This window comes from Microcoleus sp. FACHB-672, assembly GCF_014695725.1.
Taxonomy (GTDB): domain Bacteria; phylum Cyanobacteriota; class Cyanobacteriia; order Cyanobacteriales; family Oscillatoriaceae; genus FACHB-68.
On sequence record NZ_JACJOU010000026.1, the window covers coordinates 118610 to 138484 of the forward strand.

A 19875-nucleotide genomic window follows, 5' to 3' on the forward strand; every position below is an offset into this window, starting at 1 on the left:
AACTTTACACATTTGAGCGCTGAGCGTTAATTTTAGACCGTCGTGATATCTTTTTCTTTTTCTGCTAGCAATTCCTCAACCCTTGCGATGTACTTATCCGTCAGCTTTTGAATTTTATCTTGCAAATCCCGCGATTCATCTTCTGTAATGTCTCCATTCTTCTCCTGCTTGCGAGTAGAATCGACACCATCGCGCCGGATATTGCGAATCGAAACTTTTCCTTCTTCCGCATATTTCGCAGCAATCTTAACCAATTCCTTGCGGCGATCACTCGTTAGCGGCGGAATGTTCAACCGAATCACTGATCCATCGTTATTGGGTGTCAAACCGACATCTGACAGAGAAATTGCCTTCTCAATCGTGTTCAAGCTGCCGCGATCATAGGGCTGAATCGTGATCGTGGTTGAATCCGGTGTGCTGATATTCGCTAAGGATTTGAGCGCGGTTGGAGTGCCGTAATACTCCACCGTCACCCGATCAAGCAGCGACGCATTCGCGCGACCTGTGCGAATTGTATTAAACGAGCGTTGAGTTGACTCAACGGCCTTTTGCATATGGCTTTCAACGTCAGCTAACTTCACAAAAACCTCCCACAATTGTTCCGACAGGTTCACCCATAACTGCTCGGTGGATGTTGCCTCCGACCGAAATATCAAAGACCATGATAGGAATGCTGTTTTCTTTACACAGCGCGATGGCTGTACTGTCCATCACCCGCAGGTCATGGGCCAAAACATGGCCATAGGTCAAGCTTTTAAACCGGCGAGCGCCTGGATTGAGATGGGGATCGGAATCATAAATCCCGTCTACCTTGGTCGCTTTAAAAATTACATTGGCATCAATTTCAGCAGCCCGTAAAGCGGCTGTTGTGTCCGTGGTAAAGAAAGGGTTTCCAGAGCCGGCACCAAAAATCACAGTCCGTCCCTTTTCTAAGTGGCGAATCGCACGCCGCCGAATATATGGCTCTGCCACTTCCTGCATCGCGATAGCTGTTTGCACCCGCGTTGGCACCCCAACTTTTTCTAGGGCATCTTGTAAGGTCATGGCATTCATGACTGTAGCAATCATGCCGATGTAGTCTGCTGTGGCCCGATCCATCCCCGCAGAAGCCCCTTTGACTCCCCGAAAGATATTACCGCCACCGACTACAATGGCTATTTGGACGCCACTAGCCGCGACATCGGCCACCTGTTGAGCGATTTCATGAACCACTACTGGATCGATGCCATAGCCCAGGTCGCCCATTAGGGCTTCACCGCTCAGCTTCAGCAGAATCCGCCGATAAACTATCCCCATGCTGCGACTATGTTATTAACGTCAAATTCCTCCACCTTAAGATACCAGTAGAGGGGCATTTTGCAACGTTTCTACTCAAAATCCCAAAGAAAAAATAGGGGCTAGATGAGAAATCTCTCTAATCCTCAATGCCCCTACCTTTAGGTTGGCGAAGCCTTGACCCTACCTTTAGGTTGGCGAAGCCTTGACCCATGCCCTTCATTACTGTCTCCACTTGACAGAGCAGCCGATTGCTTCGGTGAAGGCAACACTCACCGGCTCTCCCTGAAGCAATTGTGTCAGTGCGTTCCGTAAATAAGGCACTCCCACTGCTTCTGGGTCATTAGCATTATCATCAATTTGTCCCCGGTAACGCACGAGGCCGTTTGTGTCTAACAAAAATACCTCAGGCGTTTTCTGTACTCCAAAGCAGTGAGCCACATCTTGGGTGACATCCCGAATATAGGGAAAATTCACTTGATTGCTGGCTGCGAAGGTTTTCATATTCTCAAAGCTATCTTCGGGGTACTGGATCGCGTCATTGGCGTTAATCCCGATTAAAGTAAAGCCTTGAGCTTGAAAATCCGCTTGAATTTGTTTGAGCCGGTCGAGATAGAGGCGCACATAAGGGCAGTGATTGCACATGAATATGACGCCTACAGCCCGAAAACTTTCGAGATATCGGGCTAAATGGTGTACCGTATCGTCAATTCCCGGCAGTTCAAAATCGGGAGCGTAGCTGCCAATCGGAGTATCTGTCATTTCCATGAGAACTCACTTTCCATCGCGCGTAAATCACAATAACTCATATCACTGTCATCGGCCATCGTCGTTTTTACGCAATTGACCGATGACAAATGACCAGCTACCAGCCTTGAGCCAACGCTTGGTATCCAATAAGTTTATAAACCAGTTTGGCCGCTGTGAATTCTGAAACCACGGAATCGGCAACCGGCGCTAATTCCATCACGTCACAGCCAATCACTTCGTGGGATTTGCACACTCGGCGTAAAAAGGTTGTCAAACTGTACCAATTCAACCCGCCCGGTTCTGGGGTGCCAACGCCCGGTATTAAAGTGGGATCAAGTCCATCAAGATCAATTGTGAAAAATACCCGTTTTGTGGGGATGCTGGCAATCGCGCGTTCCATCCAATCGGGTTGGCTGACAATATCGCGTGCTCGGAACACCGGCAGCTGTTTTTCTTTGATCAGATCGGCTTCTTCTTTACAAATGCTGCGAATGCCGATTTGTAAAGTTGGCAAACCCATATCTACGATCCGACGCATTACACAGGCGTGGTTGTGAATCGATCCGTGGTATTCATGGCGTAAATCCCCGTGAGCGTCGATTTGAACGACAGTAAACGGTTCATTTGGATAGGCCATCCGATAAGCTTCTACAACGCCGGTGGTGATACTGTGTTCGCCACCCAAGGCAATAACAAATTTACCTTCTTGAATCAGATGGTAAATTGTCTTGCTGGTCACTTCCAGCATTTCCTCTGAGGAAACGGACTGGCCATTGCGGGTATCTGCGATTGCGGAATGAGTGAAAATTCCTACTTCATAGCAGATTTCCCGATCTAATTCCTCGTCATAGCATTCAAGCTGATCCGAGGCATTGAGAAGGTGAGCCGGCCCGTTTTCGCAACCTCGCCGATAGGTGGTTGTTGCTTCGTATGGAATGGGCAAAATGACGACGCGGGACTCATCGTAGGCAACCTCGATCTCAGACCCAAGAAATGGCTGCAAAGCAGCAGAAGTTTGAACCGGCATGGCAGAAGTAATAAAAAGCGAGTTGCAACATTTCGATCCTTACATACTGTGCTGCGGTTGGTACACTCTCCTGAGACCCCTGATAACGATGTGCGCTTGCCTGATCGCAATCAAAGGGGTGCTGCGGCTAATGGCATTCTTCTGGAATTTATTACAAAATTTTAAGAAGACGCCCGCTGACGATTGGCCATTAGCTTTTAGATAATTTTTCTCCCATGACTTTCTCTGCTGCAACCCCATCAACCCCTGCTGCCGGCACGACTGCAAACACTCACACCTGGACTTGGCGAGGCTTTCCCATCTGTTACCAAACCCAAGGCGAGGAAGGGCCAGTGGTTGTCCTTATACATGGTTTTGGGGCTTCTTGTGGCCACTGGCGCAAAAACCTGTCGGTGTTAGCGGCCAATTGCCGCGTCTACGCCTTAGATTTAATTGGCTTTGGTGGCTCAGCTAAACCTACCCCAGGCCCTGAAATTTCCTACACGTTTGAAACGTGGGGACAGCAAATTGCAGATTTCTGCCGAGAAGTTGCCGGCACTCCCGCTTTTTTAATCGGCAATTCCATCGGTTGTATTGCCGCAATGCAAGCGGCTGTTGATCATCCCGATATTGCCTTGGGGGTGGCGCTGCTAAACTGTTCCTTGCGGCTGCTGCATGATCGCAAACGCGCCCAACTTCCCTGGTATCGCAGCTTGGGTGCACCCATTGCACAGAAAATTCTAGGGATCAACTGGATAAGCCAGCTATTTTTTAACCGGCTCGCTACACCGGCAACCGTGCGGAAGATTCTTTTGCAAGCCTATAAGCGCCCAGAAGCCGTGACAGACGAACTTATTGAGATGCTCCTCGTGCCGGCTCGTGATCCGGGTGCGGTGGGCGTATTTGTGGCGTTTACCGCCTATTCTCATGGGCCGCTGCCAGAGGATTTGCTGCCTCAGCTACTTTGTCCGGCGCTGATGTTATGGGGAACCGCAGATCCGTGGGAGCCGGTGGCGTTGGGGCGACAGTTGGCCCAGTTTTCTACTGTACAGAAGTTCATTCCCTTGGAGGGAGTGGGCCACTGTCCTCAAGATGAAGCGCCAGAGTTGGTCAATCCAATTTTGCAGCAATGGATTTTGGAGCAGTCAGAGTTGCTAGATGCGCGTAATTCAGGTCACTTTTGATTGATTAACTACTCTACTGATTAAAAAGATTTTGGAAGCCAGCTATCAATCCTGAAACATCAATGTCAGGATTGAACGTGCCGGTAACCCGGCAATTTACTGAGCAGTGTCCACTGTGCTTTCTATAAACCAGCCATAGGTATAGTTGCCGGTTTTAGGCGCTCGCTTACCCTGATGCCTATTGGTCAAGTCAAGTGGTTGTCAGTGGGAGCTGTTGATGCATGATTTTCCACAGTGAACGGTCTATCACGACTTTTAATTGCTCTCAATGAGGCGCTGAAATAAATAGAAATTCGTTTCGTTTCATAATTGGTTTTGCTAGTGTTATTTTTACTTAAGCTTAAATTTCTAAAGGCAATAAGAATTCTTTTTAAGAATCCAAAACTTTAGTTAAATTGGGATAATTTTTGAATCTAAAATTTAAAATCTAAAATTTAGAATTCAATAATCTGCCGATTGGCAGACGGAGAGAGCCGGCCAAATAGAGTATCTTGTTGGGAACTTTATCATAGTGAGGAAAAGCAACTGTGGTTCCCTTACGCGATGTAAATCCAGTCCGCATCACCCCATACGTTACTTACGGGTTGATTATCACCAATATCTTGGTATTTATTTATGAGATAACTTTGCCTCCGCCGGTGCTTGAGTCCTTTTTCAGAACTTGGGCTGTGGTTCCTAGAGACTTAACAATGGTCTTGGAAGGAACAGGCGTGGGATCTTCCCCTTTTCCGGAATGGCTGACCCTGATTAGCTCCCAATTTCTACACGGTGGCTTTCTCCACATCGCCGGCAATATGCTATTCCTCTGGATTTTTGGCAACAACGTAGAGGAATCTTTAGGTCATATCAAATACCTGATTTTTTACCTGGGTTGCGGTGTACTTGCCGCCCTAACTCAATGGTTTTTTGCCAGTGGCTCTGATATCCCTTCTCTGGGTGCAAGTGGAGCAATTGCCGGCGTGATGGGAGCGTATATTCTCAAATATCCCAAGGCAGAGATTGTCACCTTAATTCCCCTCGGTTTCTTTTCAACCCTGGCTCGCATTCCTGCTTACTTCTTTCTGGGTTTTTGGTTTGTGCAGCAAGCATTTAACGGCATCGTTGGTCTGAATGCGCCGGCAGATATCGGGATGCAAGGTGGCGGCATCGCTTATTGGGCGCACGCCGGCGGCTTTGTTTTTGGAGCCATTTTAGGGCCGTTGCTTGGCTTATTTAATGATTCAAAAGAGTCAAGGGCTGAACAACTTTAGATTTGAGATTTTAGATTTTGGATGCGTTATCTAAAATCTAAAATCTATTATTTAAAATTCCTAACGTTATGCACTTCAGCTTGAGGGCGTTGTGGTTTGCGTCCATCTTGAGGAGACTGTGGCCCACTCATCGGCACATAATCAGCCGGCTCAGGGAACGGTGCAGTGCTGTAAACTTCCACTGTCGTATCCGCGCCGTTAATAATGGCTCCCAAAAGTTGAATTTCTTCCGATTCAGTTAATAAATCAACATACTCAGTCATTAAACCCGATTCTGTGAACAGGGGCCGAGCCACCAGCACCATACCATCGGTGTGAGGTTCCAGCAACAGGGCATCATTACACGCACTCAGCGCCGGCGTATCTACAATTACAAAATCGAAGCGGCCCCGAACATCCTTGAGTAGGCGTTGCATCTCACTCGATTCCAAAATCCCACCCGGTTGCCGAACCGGCCCTGGTGATGGCACCACATACAGGTTCTCAATTTCTGGAACCAGGCGAATGCAGCTATTTGGCTGGCCATAGTAGCGCAGAGGCTCAATCGAATTTTCAGGATCGGTGGCCACCTTCAAACATTGCGCCTGAGAAGGGGAACGCAAATCCGCCTCAATCAGCAGCGTACGTTTGCCGGCCCTTGCTGAAGCAATTGCCAAATTATAAGCACAAAACGTCTTACCTTCCTTTCTGCCAACACTGGTCAGCAACAACACCTTCACAGGTTTCTCAGTAACGCGACGCAGATTTGTCCGCAACCGCTCGTAAAATTCCAGATAAGGAGAATCCGACTCCACCATCACCGGCATCTCGTGACTGTCTAGGTCAAAAACCATGACAGCCGGTAAAATTCCTAAAAGCGGCACCTCCCGTTCCTGTAGAGATCCGCGCACCTCTTCCATCGTGTAAAACTTGCCATCTAGCATAGACAGCAAAAAGATCAGCACGCCACCGCTGAAAATTCCCACCACAGCGCCGGCTGCCAGCGTCATCACGATCCCCATCCCCGGCTTATTGTGGCGAGCCACCTTGATCCCTTGCGGCGCAATACTCAAACTGCTAACCGTTTCCGCCCCTGCAGTTCGCGTATCGGCTAACAGCGTTTGCATCTGATCGTAAAGCGCTTTTTGAATCGCCACCTGCTGCTGCCGGCGATCCCGTTCGAGCTGCTTATTCGGAATACTCGCATATTCGTTCCTGAGTTCCTGTTCTGTGCGAACGGACGCCTCAAATTGCTGTTGCAGCCGCTCTCGCTCGGTTTGCAAACCCATTAGTGACCCAGCCACCTGCTGCCGCGCCGGATCTAAACTACTGTTTTGCCGGATTTCCGAACCGCTCATCAGAGGCGCTGCCGCCCCATTTCCGCCGATCACCTCAGCCGAGCGCTGCCGCAATAACTCCTCATAAGCTTGTTGCTTGCGGCGTAACTCCACCATTCTGGGGTGATCGTCGCGCAAATCTCGCTTCAAAATTTCCATTTCCGATTCAGTGGCGTGCATTTGCACGTGTAGGTTCGCCAGAATCGGATCAGCACTCAGCGCTTGAGAAACATAAGCCTGATCCGGCGTCAATCCCAGCCGGCTCGACAAGCTGCGAATTTGCGCCTCAGTTCCCTCTATTGCCAGTCGCAGTTGCCGTTGCTGTTCTTGAGAAGTCGCAATCGCACTCGGCAACGCCCCAATCCGGGCCACCGATAGCGCCGCCCCTTCAATGCGATCAAACTGTTCGAGTTCTTGTTCAGCCGCCTTCAGCGCCTCTGTTACCGGCACTAAACGTTTTTGAATTTCTTGAACGGTGACATCCACGCGGGTTGAGTTGACCTTGTTGCTATAGTCAACCATTGCCTTCATCAGCGCAGCCACCGTTGCTTTCGCTTTATCTTGATCGGGCGAGGTGTACTGAATTTGAATAAACGGCGGTGCCCCTTCCTTAGGCAGCCAAACTTTGGCGTTTTTTTGAATATTATTGGGAGATTCCTTCATCTGAGCTGACACTGATTGGATCACATCAGGAGATAACAGAAACCCCTCCGTAATGGTTGAGCCTTGCTCTTGAATTTGAGGCGTTGTTTTCGCAAAAGTCACCAGAGGCCGGTTAGACGTGAGCACTCCATCAGCGAGATAGATAGGAGCCGGATCGGGCTGGATCGCCACGACCCCTGAAGCGCCGCACACCGCCACAAAAGCAGCCACTCCAAACCATTTGTATTTGCCTACGGCGATGAGATAACGCTTAACAATTGGGGGGGTCATAGCAGCCGGCTCCGGAAGATTTTAGATCTTAAATTTTGGGTTTTAAATCGCTGATTTATTCAAAAGTCAACCCTTAATTAAATTATGACGCGAATGAGTATTTAACTTATCCAAGTTCTCCCTTGCATTCCCATTTTTTTATCCGTCTCCCCTTGTCCCACTTTTCTACTCCGGACTCATCTCCGGCTTCCTGGAGGGGCAAATATATTTCCAGCGCTATTTTGTAAAGAATCAAAAAATAGGAGAAAACCGAGAATATCGCGGAAAGGCTGAGTAAACGTATTGAGGGCGTAGGTAATTCGAGAAACAAAATTCCGACCAATAACAATTACATCGTTATCTTGCAGGAGAGGATTTTGAGCCGGCTCGCCTCGAAGTGCCTGTTTACCGTCAATTTCTAGGGTGACTGCTCTGCCTTGTTCTGGATCAAACCGAATCAGGGCAATTTTTCGCAGGTTGGCGGTGTCTAGAGGAACGTTGTTCAAGGCATCGACAAACGTACTACCACTGGGAAGCGTCACTGTACCCGCCGCACCACTAGCGTAACTTAAAACTCGAACGATGATGTTGGGTTTGGCCAGAGTAGATCGGCTGACGAGCTGCCGGTCATAGGCCCGATCTTGGCCCGGTTCCAGTCTGGGGACGATCACTGCATCGCCGGTTGCCAAGCGTAAATCGGGTAAAGCGGCTGAAGTTTGCAGGGGGGTAAAAAGGTCGAGGGTTTCCTCGCTGAAGCGCCCATCAGCGAGTGCCCGACGCACCCGCACCGCCCGCAAATCTGCATTTTGGGTAATGCCACCGGCAGTGAGTAAAGCGTCTGAAACCCGCGTTGCGCCGCCCTGTAGCGGGTAAAAACCGGGCTTTGCGATTTCGCCGGTGATGGTGACTTGAACGGGTGCCTGGGATGCTAACGTCGAATTAGCGACTAACTCGCTGACCTCATCGCTATCTGAGCTAATAGGCCGTTTTGGCACAATAATCGCATCGCCTTCTGCTAGAGGAAATGTCGGCAGAACGCCTCCTTGCAAAGCGCTGAGCAGGTCAAGATTTTGCTCAATCACAGACCCATTTCCTAGGGCACGGCGCACCCGCACCTGTGCCAAATCTGAGGCTGCTGTGGCCCCACCGGCAGCCAGCAACGCGTCATACACGCGCGAAAATCCGGGCTGTAGGGCATACAAACCCGGTCTGCCTACTTCTCCCGTGACGCTAACGGCAACGGGTGTTTTTGCCGCCAAATTTGAGTTAGCGAGCGCCGCAGTGTCGTAACCCTGAGCTTGAGGAATTGTCTGTTTTGGCACGACGATTGCATCACCGTCTTCTATCCGAATACTGGGGGGTGTGCTGCCGGTTTGCAAAGGCGTGAGCAAATCAATATTTTGCTCAACGACGGAACCGTTGGGTAAGGTGCGGCGCACGCGCACAAAGCGCAAATCTGCGGCGGAGGTGGTGCCCCCGGCTAGGAGAATTGCCGAAGACACTCTTGGTAAAATATTGGGTGGAATGACATAAAAACCCGGTTGGGCAACTTCACCAACGACTGTTATATCCACCGGGCGCGGCACCACTAATGCCAGGGAAATCACTGGATCGACCACATACTGATTGAGCCGCCCGCGAATTTCTGCCTGCGCTTCTGCTAAGGTTAACCCGTCTAAAAATATACTTCCGATCAGGGGCATGACGATGTTCCCTTCCGGGTTAATTGCGCCCCCAAAATTCAGGTCGGGAAAGCGCTGCACTTGAATTTGAATTTGATCCCCCGGCCCTAAGCGATAGTTTGTATAGTCTTCTGCTCGACCGGCATCAAAGGTTGATCCTGGTAAAGGCGCGTTCTGAATCGGTTGAAGTGGCGGCTGCCTGGGAATTTCGAGGGGGGGTGGCGCTGGTTGGGGGTAGCTGGGAATCGGTGTTGGGGAAGCCGGAATCGTTGGCCCGATTTGAGCCTGGATACTGGCGGGGTAAGCTTGGGATGGGGCGCTCCAAACAAGGCCGGTAAATAATAGGGTGGTGGTGCCGGCATAGAGTCCGGCAAGGGAAAAAGCGGTTAACTGCTGAGTGGAAACAGTGGGCGATTTAAACATACACAGATGAAGACAATTAAAAGGTTATTTTTAACTTTAAATTTTTAATAATTTATTTTAAATTTTGAGTGTATTTTGTACCTAGCTCGTGTTAGATTTGCTTAACTTTTAGACAACAGGGAGCATAAATTTACTTCACAAAACCCAAAATTGTGAAGGTATTCAAGGCGCTAGATTCAGGCATTTTACGATTTATTTTGCCCATTTTTTTATAAATTCTCTAAAGGGCCGGCCATTAAGGCAGCTTGAACCGTTTTGCCCAAGGATTCAGCCAACTGTCGGGATCGATCAATGTTGCCGAACGGTTCGATAGTAATTTGAATGCTCACCGCCACCCAAGGAACGCGCCGGTTCGATAATTGCGCCCTGCGATCTGCCCAGAACCACTGACTCGGTGCCGGATGGCCACCGTTAGGCCAAGCGTACCATTGCAAGACGGCATAAGTCTGCCGCTCGTTTCTGGCTCGTAAAAAACGCGCTTGGACGGTTGCAACCTGTTGTGCTGCAAATTTAGCTTCCCCACTGCTACCGGCTGGGTGAGGAACTGCAACAGTAAACTGCATCTGACTGTAGGAATCTGAGATCCAGCGCTGCAAACCGCTGACGTCTGTCCACTCAACTTGCGGCTGATCACTTGGATCAGATTGAGGTAATAACAGAATCAATGCTTTAGTCTGGGGAGCGTGCTGAACTTCAAGCAGTAACCAATTGTGACCGCCGATCAGGACATTATCCTGCTGAAGCGTCTGCCAACCGGCAATGGTTAAACCTGTTTTCCGCAACGCTTTTAGCTGTTCAAGGGTGGGGACTGGGGGGGGACTTGCCCAGCGCCAATTTCCTGCAAGGTAGCCCGGAACTGCCCCTATGCCGATCAGTCCTAGCAGAAATCCCAGCAAGATAATTTTAGACAGTGGATATCGATGCAGTAGCTTAGACAGGGGCATAGCTAGAACTTTAATTTTCACTTGACTGTGATCTGTCAGCTATTTGCTAACAGCTAAGTGGGGAGAACCAAACCCTAACAAAACCCACAAGGCTTGAGGTAATTTTTAGGATCAATCGGAATCAATATAAAAATACTCTTTAAATTTTTCAATTCCATTGAGCAAGACCATTAATAGTGCTAGCATACCCGCAGAATAAAGATCGCCGCCCCATCCTTCGTGCAGCCAATTAAATGCCTGTTCTTGGCCAGTTCCATAAAATAAGGTAAGCAGGGTATTGCGGAGAATATTGGCAGTGACGCTAACCACAACAGTTAGCCACAAAAACACGAGGGTCGTTCCACGGGAGCGATAGGTGTCAGTCCAGTAAAGCAGCATTAAACTGACATAAAGACTGGTGAACAACATTTTAAGACCGGCACAGTGGGGAGCGACTTCAACAATGCGTCCTCCAACAAACAGATTAATGTTCTGCACCGTAACATTCAGCCCAAATTGCGTCAAGATAAAGCCTGCGGTGCCGGCGATGAAGCTTTGCAGGGGTAAGGTATAAGGAGCAATTAAATAGGGAATTTCTGTGGGAGTGGCAAGAAAGACTAGCAGCAGTGGAAAGGCTTGCAGCCGGATGCCTTCCTTACCTTTTATCCACAGACAAGCGCCGGCAAGAACCGTTGGAAAAGACAAATTGACCAGATCCGGAAGCCCGCTAAGATAGAGGACACCCCCCAACCCTAGTAAGAATCCACCTAACGGATGGGTGTGATCGCTCAGTTTGACCCATCGATCTCGGTTGATCCAGCTGATGTAGGCGGCAAAGGGTAAACCGATCAACCCGTGGCTGAAATATTCGTGTTCGAGGCTAATTTTAGTAATTTTCAGCCAGCCAGAGTACCAGTGCATCAGCAAGGGTGCATAGAGAATGGCCAGTAGGCTGAGGCTCAGGCTGGTGAACAGGTATCGCTCAACAGCATCGGGAATTTTACGATCAAGGTGCATAATGTCAACTCAGGGAATTGTGGCTTGTCGTGTCCGTTGCCAACAACCAAGGACAAAAGACAAGGAACTCTCGAACCCTCTAAAATCAGCGAAGGGCTGCGGCTTGGCGAGTGATGAAAGATTCGATGCCGGCAGCGACTTGGGAAATTTGCGTCTCCTCCAGTCCGGGATACATTGGCAACGAGAGAATTTCCCGGCACAAGGCTTCTGCGTGGGGAAAATCGCCGGCTTTGTAGCCCAAATACTCGTAAGCCGGCTGTAAGTGGCAGGGAATGGGGTAATGGATGCCGGTTTGGATGCCGACTTTGGCAAGTTCTTCCTGAAGCGCGTCGCGACTCACACAAGCGAGGGTGCGGATCGTGTAGAGATGGTAAACATGGCCTGCACCGCTTTGGTTTTGAATAGGAGTAATGCCGTCATACTGGGAAAGTAACGCGTCATACCGCTGGGCGGCTTCGTTGCGGGCGCGGTTCCAGCCGGCTAAATAGGGCAGTTTGACCTTAAGTATAGCGGCCTGTAAAGTATCGAGTCGGCTGTTTGTCCCGACTTCAGTGTGTAAGTATTTCTGCGGTGCGCCGTAGTTGCGAAGCGTTCGCATTTTTTTGGCCACCTCTGGATCACTGGTTACAACTGCGCCGCCATCTCCAAAGGCACCCAAATTTTTACTGGGGTAGAAGCTAAATGCTGCTGCCGTGCCGATTGAGCCGGCGCGGTAGCCTTCTCGTTCCGCTAAATGAGCTTGGGCAGCATCTTCAAAAATCAGTAGGTTGTAGGTGCCGGCGAAGTCTCGTAGTTGCCGTGGGGAAACCATCTGTCCGTAAAGATGGACGGGTAAGATCGCGCGTGTTTTAGGTGAGATGGCGGCTTCGGCGGCTGCCAGGTCTATCAGAGCAGTTTGCGGGTCACAATCGACTAAGATTGGCGTCGCGCCGGCACGTAGGACGCCGATTAAGGTGGCAATAAACGTGTTGGCCGGTAATATGACTTCATCGCCGGTATCGATGCCACAGGCTTGCAATCCCAGGGCAGTCGCATCGGTTCCACAGGCAACGCCAATGCCATAGGGGACACCGCAGGCTGCTGCGAAAGCGGACTCGAATTCTGCCAGCGTCTCACCGAGAACGAAATCTCCCCGCCGCAGGACAGTTTGGATCGCCTGTTCTATCTCAGCTTGAATTGGCTGGTGTTGCAGTGTGAGGTCAACAAACGGAACTTTTACAGAGGCGCTAGTCATAGGGGGAGAATTGAAAAATCAACGGTCTCGCTCATTTCAAGTAAAAGACCTGGATATTACTGTTATGCCGGATCGCCACGGTGTTCACCACATCCAAGTTATGAAGAATCTGTAAAGGTTTTCACTTTTCTTTAAAGATCAGCCTTGTTTAACCTTTGGTTAAGGCGTTTCACGTTAAAGAAACTACGATTGTCAGGAAAAATTTCTCGCGGCGATCAGATGAAAAGGTAAGGGTTTCTGTTTTGCGGCTAATGGTGCTAAGAACAAAGCGCAGATCCGCTTCAGACAGTGGCATCTGTGACTGTTACAGTTGCTTTACCCTGGAAAAATAGCCGCCTCCCGATGCCGGTAAAAACACGCAGTTGTTCCACTAGAAATTGGGTAATCGGTTAAAATCCTTTCTGGTGTCCTAGGAGAGAACAGCAAATGCCTGATTTTACACGCCGGAAATTTATTATTACGAGTGCTTTGGCGGCTGGATTTGCGTTAGCCGTTCATCCGATTTCGGCTGAAGTGATCACGACAGATAGTGAAAGTTTGGTGGCGGGTGAGGTGATGATTCCTGTCACCGATGGTGAAATCCCGGCTTATCGGGCAATGCCGGCAACGGGTGAGAATTTTCCCATTGTGCTGGTGGTGCAAGAAATTTTTGGGGTACATGAACACATTCAAGATGTTTGCCGCCGATTTGCGAAGTTGGGATATTTAGCCATTGCGCCTCAAATGTTTGCTCGTCAAGGCGATGTTTCTCAGCTAAGTGATGTTCAAGAAATCATTTCTAAAGTTGTTTCTAAAGTTCCAGATGAGCAAGCACTGTCTGATTTAGATGCGGCGGTTGCTTGGGCAAAAACATCCAGTAAAGGTAATCCGGATAAGATTGGTATCACCGGCTTTTGTTGGGGGGGTCGAATGGTTTGGCTATATACTGCCCATAATCCCAATGTTAAAGCTGGAGTTGCTTGGTATGGGCGTTTGGTGGGGGAATCTAAGCCGTTAACGCCCCAGCATCCGATTGATATTGCTGCTGATTTGAAGGTGCCGGTTTTGGGGCTTTATGGCGGCAGTGATCAGGGAATTCCTAATGAAACCGTTGAACAAATGCAGGAAGCGTTGAAAGCCGGCAACAGTGGTTCGGAAATTATTCTATATCCGGATGCGCCTCACGCTTTCTTTGCTGACTACCGGCCCAGTTATCGCCAAGAGGCGGCTGAAGATGGCTGGCAGCGCTTACAGGCGTGGTTTAAGCAGCATGGCGTTGCTTAATCGGGTTTAATTGGGGTTGCCGGTTTAACCCCAATTAAACCTTCTTTAAGCTATTTCAAAAACAAAATACCAAGAATCTCTGAGTGCTTCTGACCGAATTGCGAGGTTTCTATCAGCCTAGACATTACTTTTTTTTGCCAGTAAGTTGTTGCGATTGATAAAACCGCAACAACTAAAAAGAAGACCACAAAGTTATTCAAGACTTGCGGTAACTTGACTCTAATCAAATACCAGTTGTATATAAAAAAAATATGCCATAAGTATATCCATAATGTGGATGAGCTGATGAATAATATCCAACTACTAATCTGACGATTTTTATTCAAAAATTGAGACATTTTAAACTTATCTATGGTTAGGTAGATAAAAATCGTCATAAAAATTCCATAAGCCACATAGTAAACTCTGGGAGGAAACTTCAATATCCGCAAGGGAATAAAATGACCAAAATAAGAATATTTATAAAAGAGTATAAAGAAAAATAAAGCTCCAAAGAAGGATGCAACCCAAACTAACTCTTTTTTAGTCATTCTAGGCACACACATTCCTAAACCAAACAAGAAGCCATAGGGAATGATAGAAAATAATATAAAAGTTGTCGATTCTTGGAGTGAACTTTCTAAGTTGTTTGTGTAGATAGCGCTAATGATTGCTTCATGAACTGTGAAAATTGCCAAAATCGCGATGAAAAATTGACTAATGTTAGAAAATGAGCTGCGTAATTTGAGAAGAAAAACTGATAAAATAGCGACTATCACAAATACTCGAACGATCCAAACGTACCCAATTCCATCTATTAAAAAAAACGTGTCTAGAATTTTTTGAGAAGAAAAAGGATATTTTGTTAACTTTCCAAGTAGCAAATAGTAAATATAGTAAAAGCCAAAGAAAAAGGCTAAAAATAACCAAACTGGAGCGATGAGACGGGGAATTCTTTTTTTCAAGTAATCAGCAAATTGATAGGTTCTATTCTTACAAGAATAATCAAAAAGGATTCCTGATACAATCACCATCATTGGCACGTCAAATTCTCGCAGCCGGTCGAAGTTGGTGGGAAAATCTGTGTGGGCCATAATAATTAAAATCAGGCCCAGAGTTTTCAAAATATCAGCAGTAATGTTTCTGTTGGGTTTTTGAGCGACTTCTTCTAATTTGTTCATAGTTTCCTAACACTAACCTCAAATAGGCAATTTTGGAAACGGGTCATAGATAATGGGCAAATTTTACGCTCATTACCCATGACCCTTTAATGGGGATAGTTAGAATGTCTTGATTATCCGTGATTTCCGAGCATTCGATCTCGCAAATTTTTAATGCGATCTCGATACTTCGCTGCCTCCTCAAATTCCATTTTCTTCGCCGCTTCTTTCATTTGAGCTTCCAATTGGCCGATTAACTCAGGAATCTGATCTATAGAAAGCTCATCCGCCTGTTCACAAACGGTTTCCAACTGCTGAGCGTTGAGCCGGCGCGACAGATCTAAAAACGACAAAATAGCATTTCCTGATTTCTTGGCAATTGACTGCGGTGTAATTCCGTGCAGTTTATTATACGCGGTTTGAATCCCCCGCCGGCGATCCGTTTCATCAATTGCTTTGATCATGCTGTCGGTGAGATTATCGGCATATAAAATCGCTTGCCCCTGCACATGACGCGCCGCCCGCCCGATGGTTTGAATGAGGGAACGCGCCGCCCGCAAAAACCCTTCCTTGTCTGCATCCAAAATTGCGACGAGAGAAACTTCTGGCAAATCTAATCCTTCCCGCAGCAAATTGACGCCAATTAGCACGTCAAATTCACCCTCACGCAACGCTTGGAGAATCTCAATGCGCTCAATCGATTGAATTTCAGAATGCAGATACCGAACTTTAATCCCGCGCTCTTGGAGATATTCTGTCAAATCTTCTGCCATGCGCTTGGTTAAAGTTGTAATCAGCGTGCGTTCTTTCCGGTCAACTCTGTCTTTAATTTCTCCTAATAAATCATCAATTTGACCAGATGTTGGCCGCACAAAAATTTCTGGATCAATCACGCCGGTGGGGCGAATCACTTGTTCCGCCACCTGACCTTCTGATTTTTCGATTTCCCAGTCTCCGGGGGTAGCCGAAACAAAAATACACTGGTTAACCTTTTCCCAAAATTCATCAGCTTTTAGGGGGCGATTATCGGCTGCGCTGGGAAGGCGAAATCCATGCTCAATTAACACTTTTTTCCGTGCTTGGTCGCCATTATACATCGCCCGAATTTGTGGGACTGAAACATGAGATTCATCAATCACGAGTAGCCAATCTTTCGGGAAATAATCAATTAAACATTCTGGGGGTTCACCGGCAATCCGCCCTGCTAAGTGACGAGAATAGTTTTCAACGCCATTGCAGTAACCCACTTCTCGCAACATCTCCAGATCGTAGCGGGCGCGTTGTTCTAGCCGCTGGGCTTCTAATAATTTCCCTTCTTTTTGCAATTCTTCCAGCCGGCTTTCTAATTCCGACTCAATGTCTTGGCAAGCAATATCTAGGCGATCTTGTGGGGTAACAAAGTGACGCGCTGGGTAAATATTCAGGGCTTCTACGCTTTGGATGATGTTGCCGGTTACGGGGTCAAGATAGCGAATCGCGTCAATTTCATCGCCGAAAAACTCTACTCGAATAATTCGGTCTTCATAAGCAGGGCCAATTTCTAAAACATCGCCTTTTACACGAAACCGGCCTCGACCTAAATCTAAGTCGTTGCGCGTATATTGCACGCCGGCCAATTCTCGTAGCAATTGACGTTGATTAACTTCGCTTCCCACTTTTAAAGGGATAGAAGCTTTTAAATATTCTGAGGGAATTCCTAATCCGTAAATGCAGCTAATTGAAGCAACGACAATTACATCCTGGCGCTCAAATAACGAACGAGTGGCTGAGTGCCTCAGCATATCAATTTCATCGTTAATTGAGGCGGTTTTTTCGATATAGGTGTCGGTGACGGGAATATAAGCTTCCGGTTGATAGTAGTCGTAGTAACTGACAAAGTATTCAACGGCATTGTTCGGGAAGAAATCCCGCAATTCGTTGCAGAGCTGGGCAGCGAGGGTTTTGTTGTGGGCAAGTACGAGGGTGGGTTTGCGGATTTGCTGAATCACTGAGGCGATGGAGAAGGTTTTGCCGGTGCCGGTGGCCCCCAGCAGGGTTTGATAGGGGTGACCGGCTTGAATACCCTTAACCAGTTGTGCGATGGCTTGCGGCTGGTCGCCGGTGGGTTGAAAGGGGGCTTGGAGTTGAAATTGCACCATAACGTCTTTCGCAGTGGCTTCCAAATGGAATGTTAACACCGGCAGCCCGATACAGGGCCGGCTAGGACAATGTTTTACTTAATATAGGCAAAGAAAGCGTTTCAGGCCGGCAGAACTTCAACTTCTGCTTTTATGAACTTTTTTAACAATTATTAACTCGAAAAGTTTAATCCCATCCTTCTCTTATTTTAACAGAAAATTAATAAAAATTACTGAATTTAATCAGCCTTCAGGTAGAGGGCTGGCTCAACTATATTGCTTAAGCTAAGAATAGACTTAAAATTAAAGTTGCAACTTTCACTTAAGTTCAAAGCGCTCAAAAATAAGGAGAAAGCTTATGAGCATCCAAGAAAGAGCAAAAGTGATTGGAGAGAATTTTGAAGGCAAGGCTCAAGAAGCGGTAGGTGAAACTACCTGCGATCCTGAAGATCGAGTTGAAGGTAAAGCGAAGGAACTCGACTCGCAAACTCGCCATGCTGCAGAAGAATTAAAAGAAGAGATCGACCACAGGCTGGACTAACTATCATACTTTTACTGGAGGGTTTGGGTAACTCATTGGCTATCCAGACCCTTCTTCTATTAAACAGAAGATTTAGAAGCTCAGCTAAAGCGCATTTGATTCGTGATTTATATCGGATGCGACCAAATCTTCCATTCCTCTCCCCTTATCCCCTTCAATCTGGACAAAAAAATAAATGCTTAGCAGATGAGGGCGGTTGCCGCTAAATCTGGAACCTACAGCTTTAAAAAAACTTGATATCTTTAATTCATGACTAACTTTAGCAGATGATTAGCAGGAATATTCTGCTTTTTCATCATCTTGTCCTGCAAACCTACAAGGAAACCCGCGATCCCCAACTATCCCCCAAGAGTCGGAGACAGCGTTTATCTTTAATCCGCCTGCGGGTAGATGGCTTGATGAAGACCAGCCAATACGATGATAAGTAGATAAAACGATATCAAACAAATACGGAGTAACAAAATGAGCATAGAAGATAGAGCCAAAGCAACAGCCAGCAATCTTGAAGGCAAAGCTAAAGAAGCGATGGGTGAAGTCACCGGCGATCCTCAAGATAAAGCTGAAGGCAAAATGAAACAAGCAGAAGGCCAAACCCGCCACGCTGGTGAAGATCTCAAAGATAAAGTCAAGGACACCATTGACAAGCTATAAGTCTTCCTGTCGAGGTCGGCTGGATAAATCATTTCTTATCTAGCCCTTCGACCTTTTTTAGTGCTTTAAATACACGGTGGTCTAAAAGTCACTTTACAAACACAGTTTTTAAAGGAGGTTAAAGTGGGTTTCTTTCAACAAATTCGGAAAGCTTTGATAGCGCTTGTTTTGGTATTAGTTCTCAGCACAGCAACAGCTTGTGGGGGAGCAACAACTGCCCAAAGTCCAACAAGTTTACCTGGAAGCACCGGCACCTTGGCTTATTCCCAATTAGAACGTGGTAATAGCGCAGCCGGTCAAGAGTTTGGTGCTTGGGTGGTGCAGACAGCGAAAGGACTGGTTCAAGATGCTTACGTGCGTGACGACAACAAGCTGGGTGTTGTAATTACACCGAAAGTCAGTCCAAACGAAGTAAAAGATTTAGCTCGTTCCTTAGCGCAGGGCTTTCATCACAATTTCCCGAATCAGGATGTTAGCGTGTTAGTTTACGCCCCTGATAAGAAACTAATTTTGACAGCTAAGTACGATCAACAGTCAAACAAAATTGACTATAAAGCCGGTTAATAACAGGCAGTTTCAGACATTTTGAAAAGCGGGTAAAGTTGCCGCCATTCATGAAAATTTGATGTCTGAGCAAAAAGCAATTGACTCAAAGCAGGAGAAAAATCAAATGAGTACAAGCGACCAATACAAACGCCATATCATGAGTGATTTGGCCCAGGGCGATAGCGAAATGATGAGCGACGCCCCTACCCAAGATTACCAAAACTTTGACGATTTCGCTCAACGCTCAACGCCTAATGAGCGTCGCCAATTGTTCGGTAAGTCTCTTCAACACAGTAATATTCCTCCCAGCCAGTTGGAACCCGAACTGCAAAAAGCAATCGCACAAATCAAACCCAATGAACGGGATGATGTTGCTCGCGAATTCTTCAAGCATTTGGAAAAGAGAGGTCTTAAGGACAAGCAGCTAGAGCAACAACTGGGACTTTCAACACATCATGCTAGCCACATGACTTCTGATGATGTTGCTAAACTGGCATCCTTTACCTATCACTCACATCCCGATGTGTTCCAAGAGGTATTAGCCGATAAGCCTGATTTAATGAAATTCCTCGGCAATCCCCTTGTGGCTGCTATCGTGGGCGTAGTTGCTGCTAAGTGGTTGGGCAATCGTCACTAAGCTCAGCTT

The 19875-nt window shown here is 47.5% G+C and carries 19 protein-coding genes; 7 read left to right on the forward strand and 12 right to left on the reverse strand.

The window, feature by feature from the left end:
* Positions 1-32 precede the first annotated feature (32 nt).
* The 4 genes from frr to speB all read right to left on the reverse strand — a co-directional run bounded on the left by frr (position 33) and on the right by speB (position 3052).
* Entirely contained in the window at positions 33-581 is a 549-nt protein-coding gene (frr, locus tag H6F56_RS20610; protein WP_190671979.1) for a ribosome recycling factor, read from the reverse strand.
* Positions 568-1296: a UMP kinase gene (gene pyrH, locus H6F56_RS20615; protein WP_190671982.1), complete on the reverse strand. Its 729-nt coding sequence runs from the start codon at positions 1294-1296 to the stop codon at positions 568-570. The genes frr and pyrH overlap by 14 nt, the downstream gene beginning before the upstream one ends.
* Positions 1297-1497: 201 nt before the next feature.
* Positions 1498-2037 (reverse strand): thioredoxin family protein, encoded by a 540-nt coding sequence (locus H6F56_RS20620; protein ID WP_190672274.1) that lies wholly within the window; start codon positions 2035-2037, stop codon positions 1498-1500.
* 103 nt (positions 2038-2140) lie between these two features.
* Entirely contained in the window at positions 2141-3052 is a 912-nt protein-coding gene (gene speB, locus H6F56_RS20625) for an agmatinase (protein WP_190671985.1), read from the reverse strand.
* Positions 3053-3267: 215 nt separating this feature from the next.
* Here speB and H6F56_RS20630 point away from each other — a divergent pair, with 215 nt between their 5' ends.
* The gene (locus H6F56_RS20630) at positions 3268-4215 is read left to right on the forward strand and encodes an alpha/beta fold hydrolase (RefSeq protein WP_190671988.1); all 948 of its coding nucleotides are present in this window, start codon (positions 3268-3270) and stop codon (positions 4213-4215) included.
* A gap of 527 nt (positions 4216-4742) precedes the next feature.
* The gene (locus H6F56_RS20635) at positions 4743-5465 is read left to right on the forward strand and encodes a rhomboid family intramembrane serine protease (protein ID WP_190671991.1); all 723 of its coding nucleotides are present in this window, start codon (positions 4743-4745) and stop codon (positions 5463-5465) included.
* Between the two features lie 47 nt (positions 5466-5512).
* Here the strand turns inward: H6F56_RS20635 and H6F56_RS20640 are convergent, their stop codons facing one another.
* The 6 genes from H6F56_RS20640 to H6F56_RS26970 form a co-directional block, all read right to left on the reverse strand.
* Complete coding sequence (locus H6F56_RS20640; protein ID WP_190671994.1) at positions 5513-7714, reverse strand: GumC family protein; 2202 nt, start codon at positions 7712-7714, stop codon at positions 5513-5515.
* 176 nt (positions 7715-7890) lie between these two features.
* Complete coding sequence (locus tag H6F56_RS20645) at positions 7891-9798, reverse strand: polysaccharide biosynthesis/export family protein (RefSeq protein WP_190671997.1); 1908 nt, start codon at positions 9796-9798, stop codon at positions 7891-7893.
* Between the two features lie 209 nt (positions 9799-10007).
* Entirely contained in the window at positions 10008-10742 is a 735-nt protein-coding gene (locus tag H6F56_RS20650) for a cyanoexosortase B system-associated protein (RefSeq protein ID WP_190671999.1), read from the reverse strand.
* A gap of 111 nt (positions 10743-10853) precedes the next feature.
* The gene (gene crtB / locus H6F56_RS20655) at positions 10854-11738 is read right to left on the reverse strand and encodes a cyanoexosortase B (RefSeq protein WP_190672002.1); all 885 of its coding nucleotides are present in this window, start codon (positions 11736-11738) and stop codon (positions 10854-10856) included.
* Between the two features lie 85 nt (positions 11739-11823).
* Complete coding sequence (locus H6F56_RS20660; RefSeq protein ID WP_190672004.1) at positions 11824-12972, reverse strand: DegT/DnrJ/EryC1/StrS family aminotransferase; 1149 nt, start codon at positions 12970-12972, stop codon at positions 11824-11826.
* Between the two features lie 169 nt (positions 12973-13141).
* Positions 13142-13267: a hypothetical protein gene (locus H6F56_RS26970; RefSeq protein WP_255513762.1), complete on the reverse strand. Its 126-nt coding sequence runs from the start codon at positions 13265-13267 to the stop codon at positions 13142-13144.
* 131 nt (positions 13268-13398) lie between these two features.
* Here H6F56_RS26970 and H6F56_RS20665 point away from each other — a divergent pair, with 131 nt between their 5' ends.
* Positions 13399-14235, forward strand: a complete 837-nt coding sequence (locus tag H6F56_RS20665) for a dienelactone hydrolase family protein (protein WP_190672006.1) — start codon at positions 13399-13401, stop codon at positions 14233-14235.
* Positions 14236-14285: 50 nt separating this feature from the next.
* Here the strand turns inward: H6F56_RS20665 and H6F56_RS20670 are convergent, their stop codons facing one another.
* Together H6F56_RS20670 and uvrB are read right to left on the reverse strand one after the other, a co-directional pair.
* Complete coding sequence (locus tag H6F56_RS20670; protein WP_190672008.1) at positions 14286-15395, reverse strand: acyltransferase family protein; 1110 nt, start codon at positions 15393-15395, stop codon at positions 14286-14288.
* 113 nt (positions 15396-15508) lie between these two features.
* Positions 15509-17512, reverse strand: a complete 2004-nt coding sequence (gene uvrB, locus H6F56_RS20675) for an excinuclease ABC subunit UvrB (protein WP_190672278.1) — start codon at positions 17510-17512, stop codon at positions 15509-15511.
* Between the two features lie 337 nt (positions 17513-17849).
* On the opposite strand from uvrB, the gene H6F56_RS20680 reads away from it, so the two are divergent.
* The 4 genes from H6F56_RS20680 (at position 17850) to H6F56_RS20695 (ending at position 19866) form a co-directional block, all read left to right on the forward strand.
* Positions 17850-18032, forward strand: a complete 183-nt coding sequence (locus tag H6F56_RS20680) for a CsbD family protein (protein ID WP_190672011.1) — start codon at positions 17850-17852, stop codon at positions 18030-18032.
* A 462-nt stretch (positions 18033-18494) separates the two neighbouring features.
* A complete protein-coding gene (locus H6F56_RS20685; RefSeq protein ID WP_190672015.1) occupies positions 18495-18683 on the forward strand; it encodes a CsbD family protein in 189 nt (62 codons plus the stop codon).
* A gap of 123 nt (positions 18684-18806) precedes the next feature.
* Positions 18807-19247 carry a hypothetical protein gene (locus tag H6F56_RS20690; protein ID WP_190672018.1) on the forward strand — a complete coding sequence of 147 codons (441 nt, stop codon included), beginning with the start codon at positions 18807-18809 and terminating at the stop codon, positions 19245-19247.
* 106 nt (positions 19248-19353) lie between these two features.
* Positions 19354-19866 (forward strand): hypothetical protein, encoded by a 513-nt coding sequence (locus tag H6F56_RS20695; RefSeq protein WP_190672021.1) that lies wholly within the window; start codon positions 19354-19356, stop codon positions 19864-19866.
* The last annotated feature ends 9 nt before the right edge of the window (positions 19867-19875 follow it).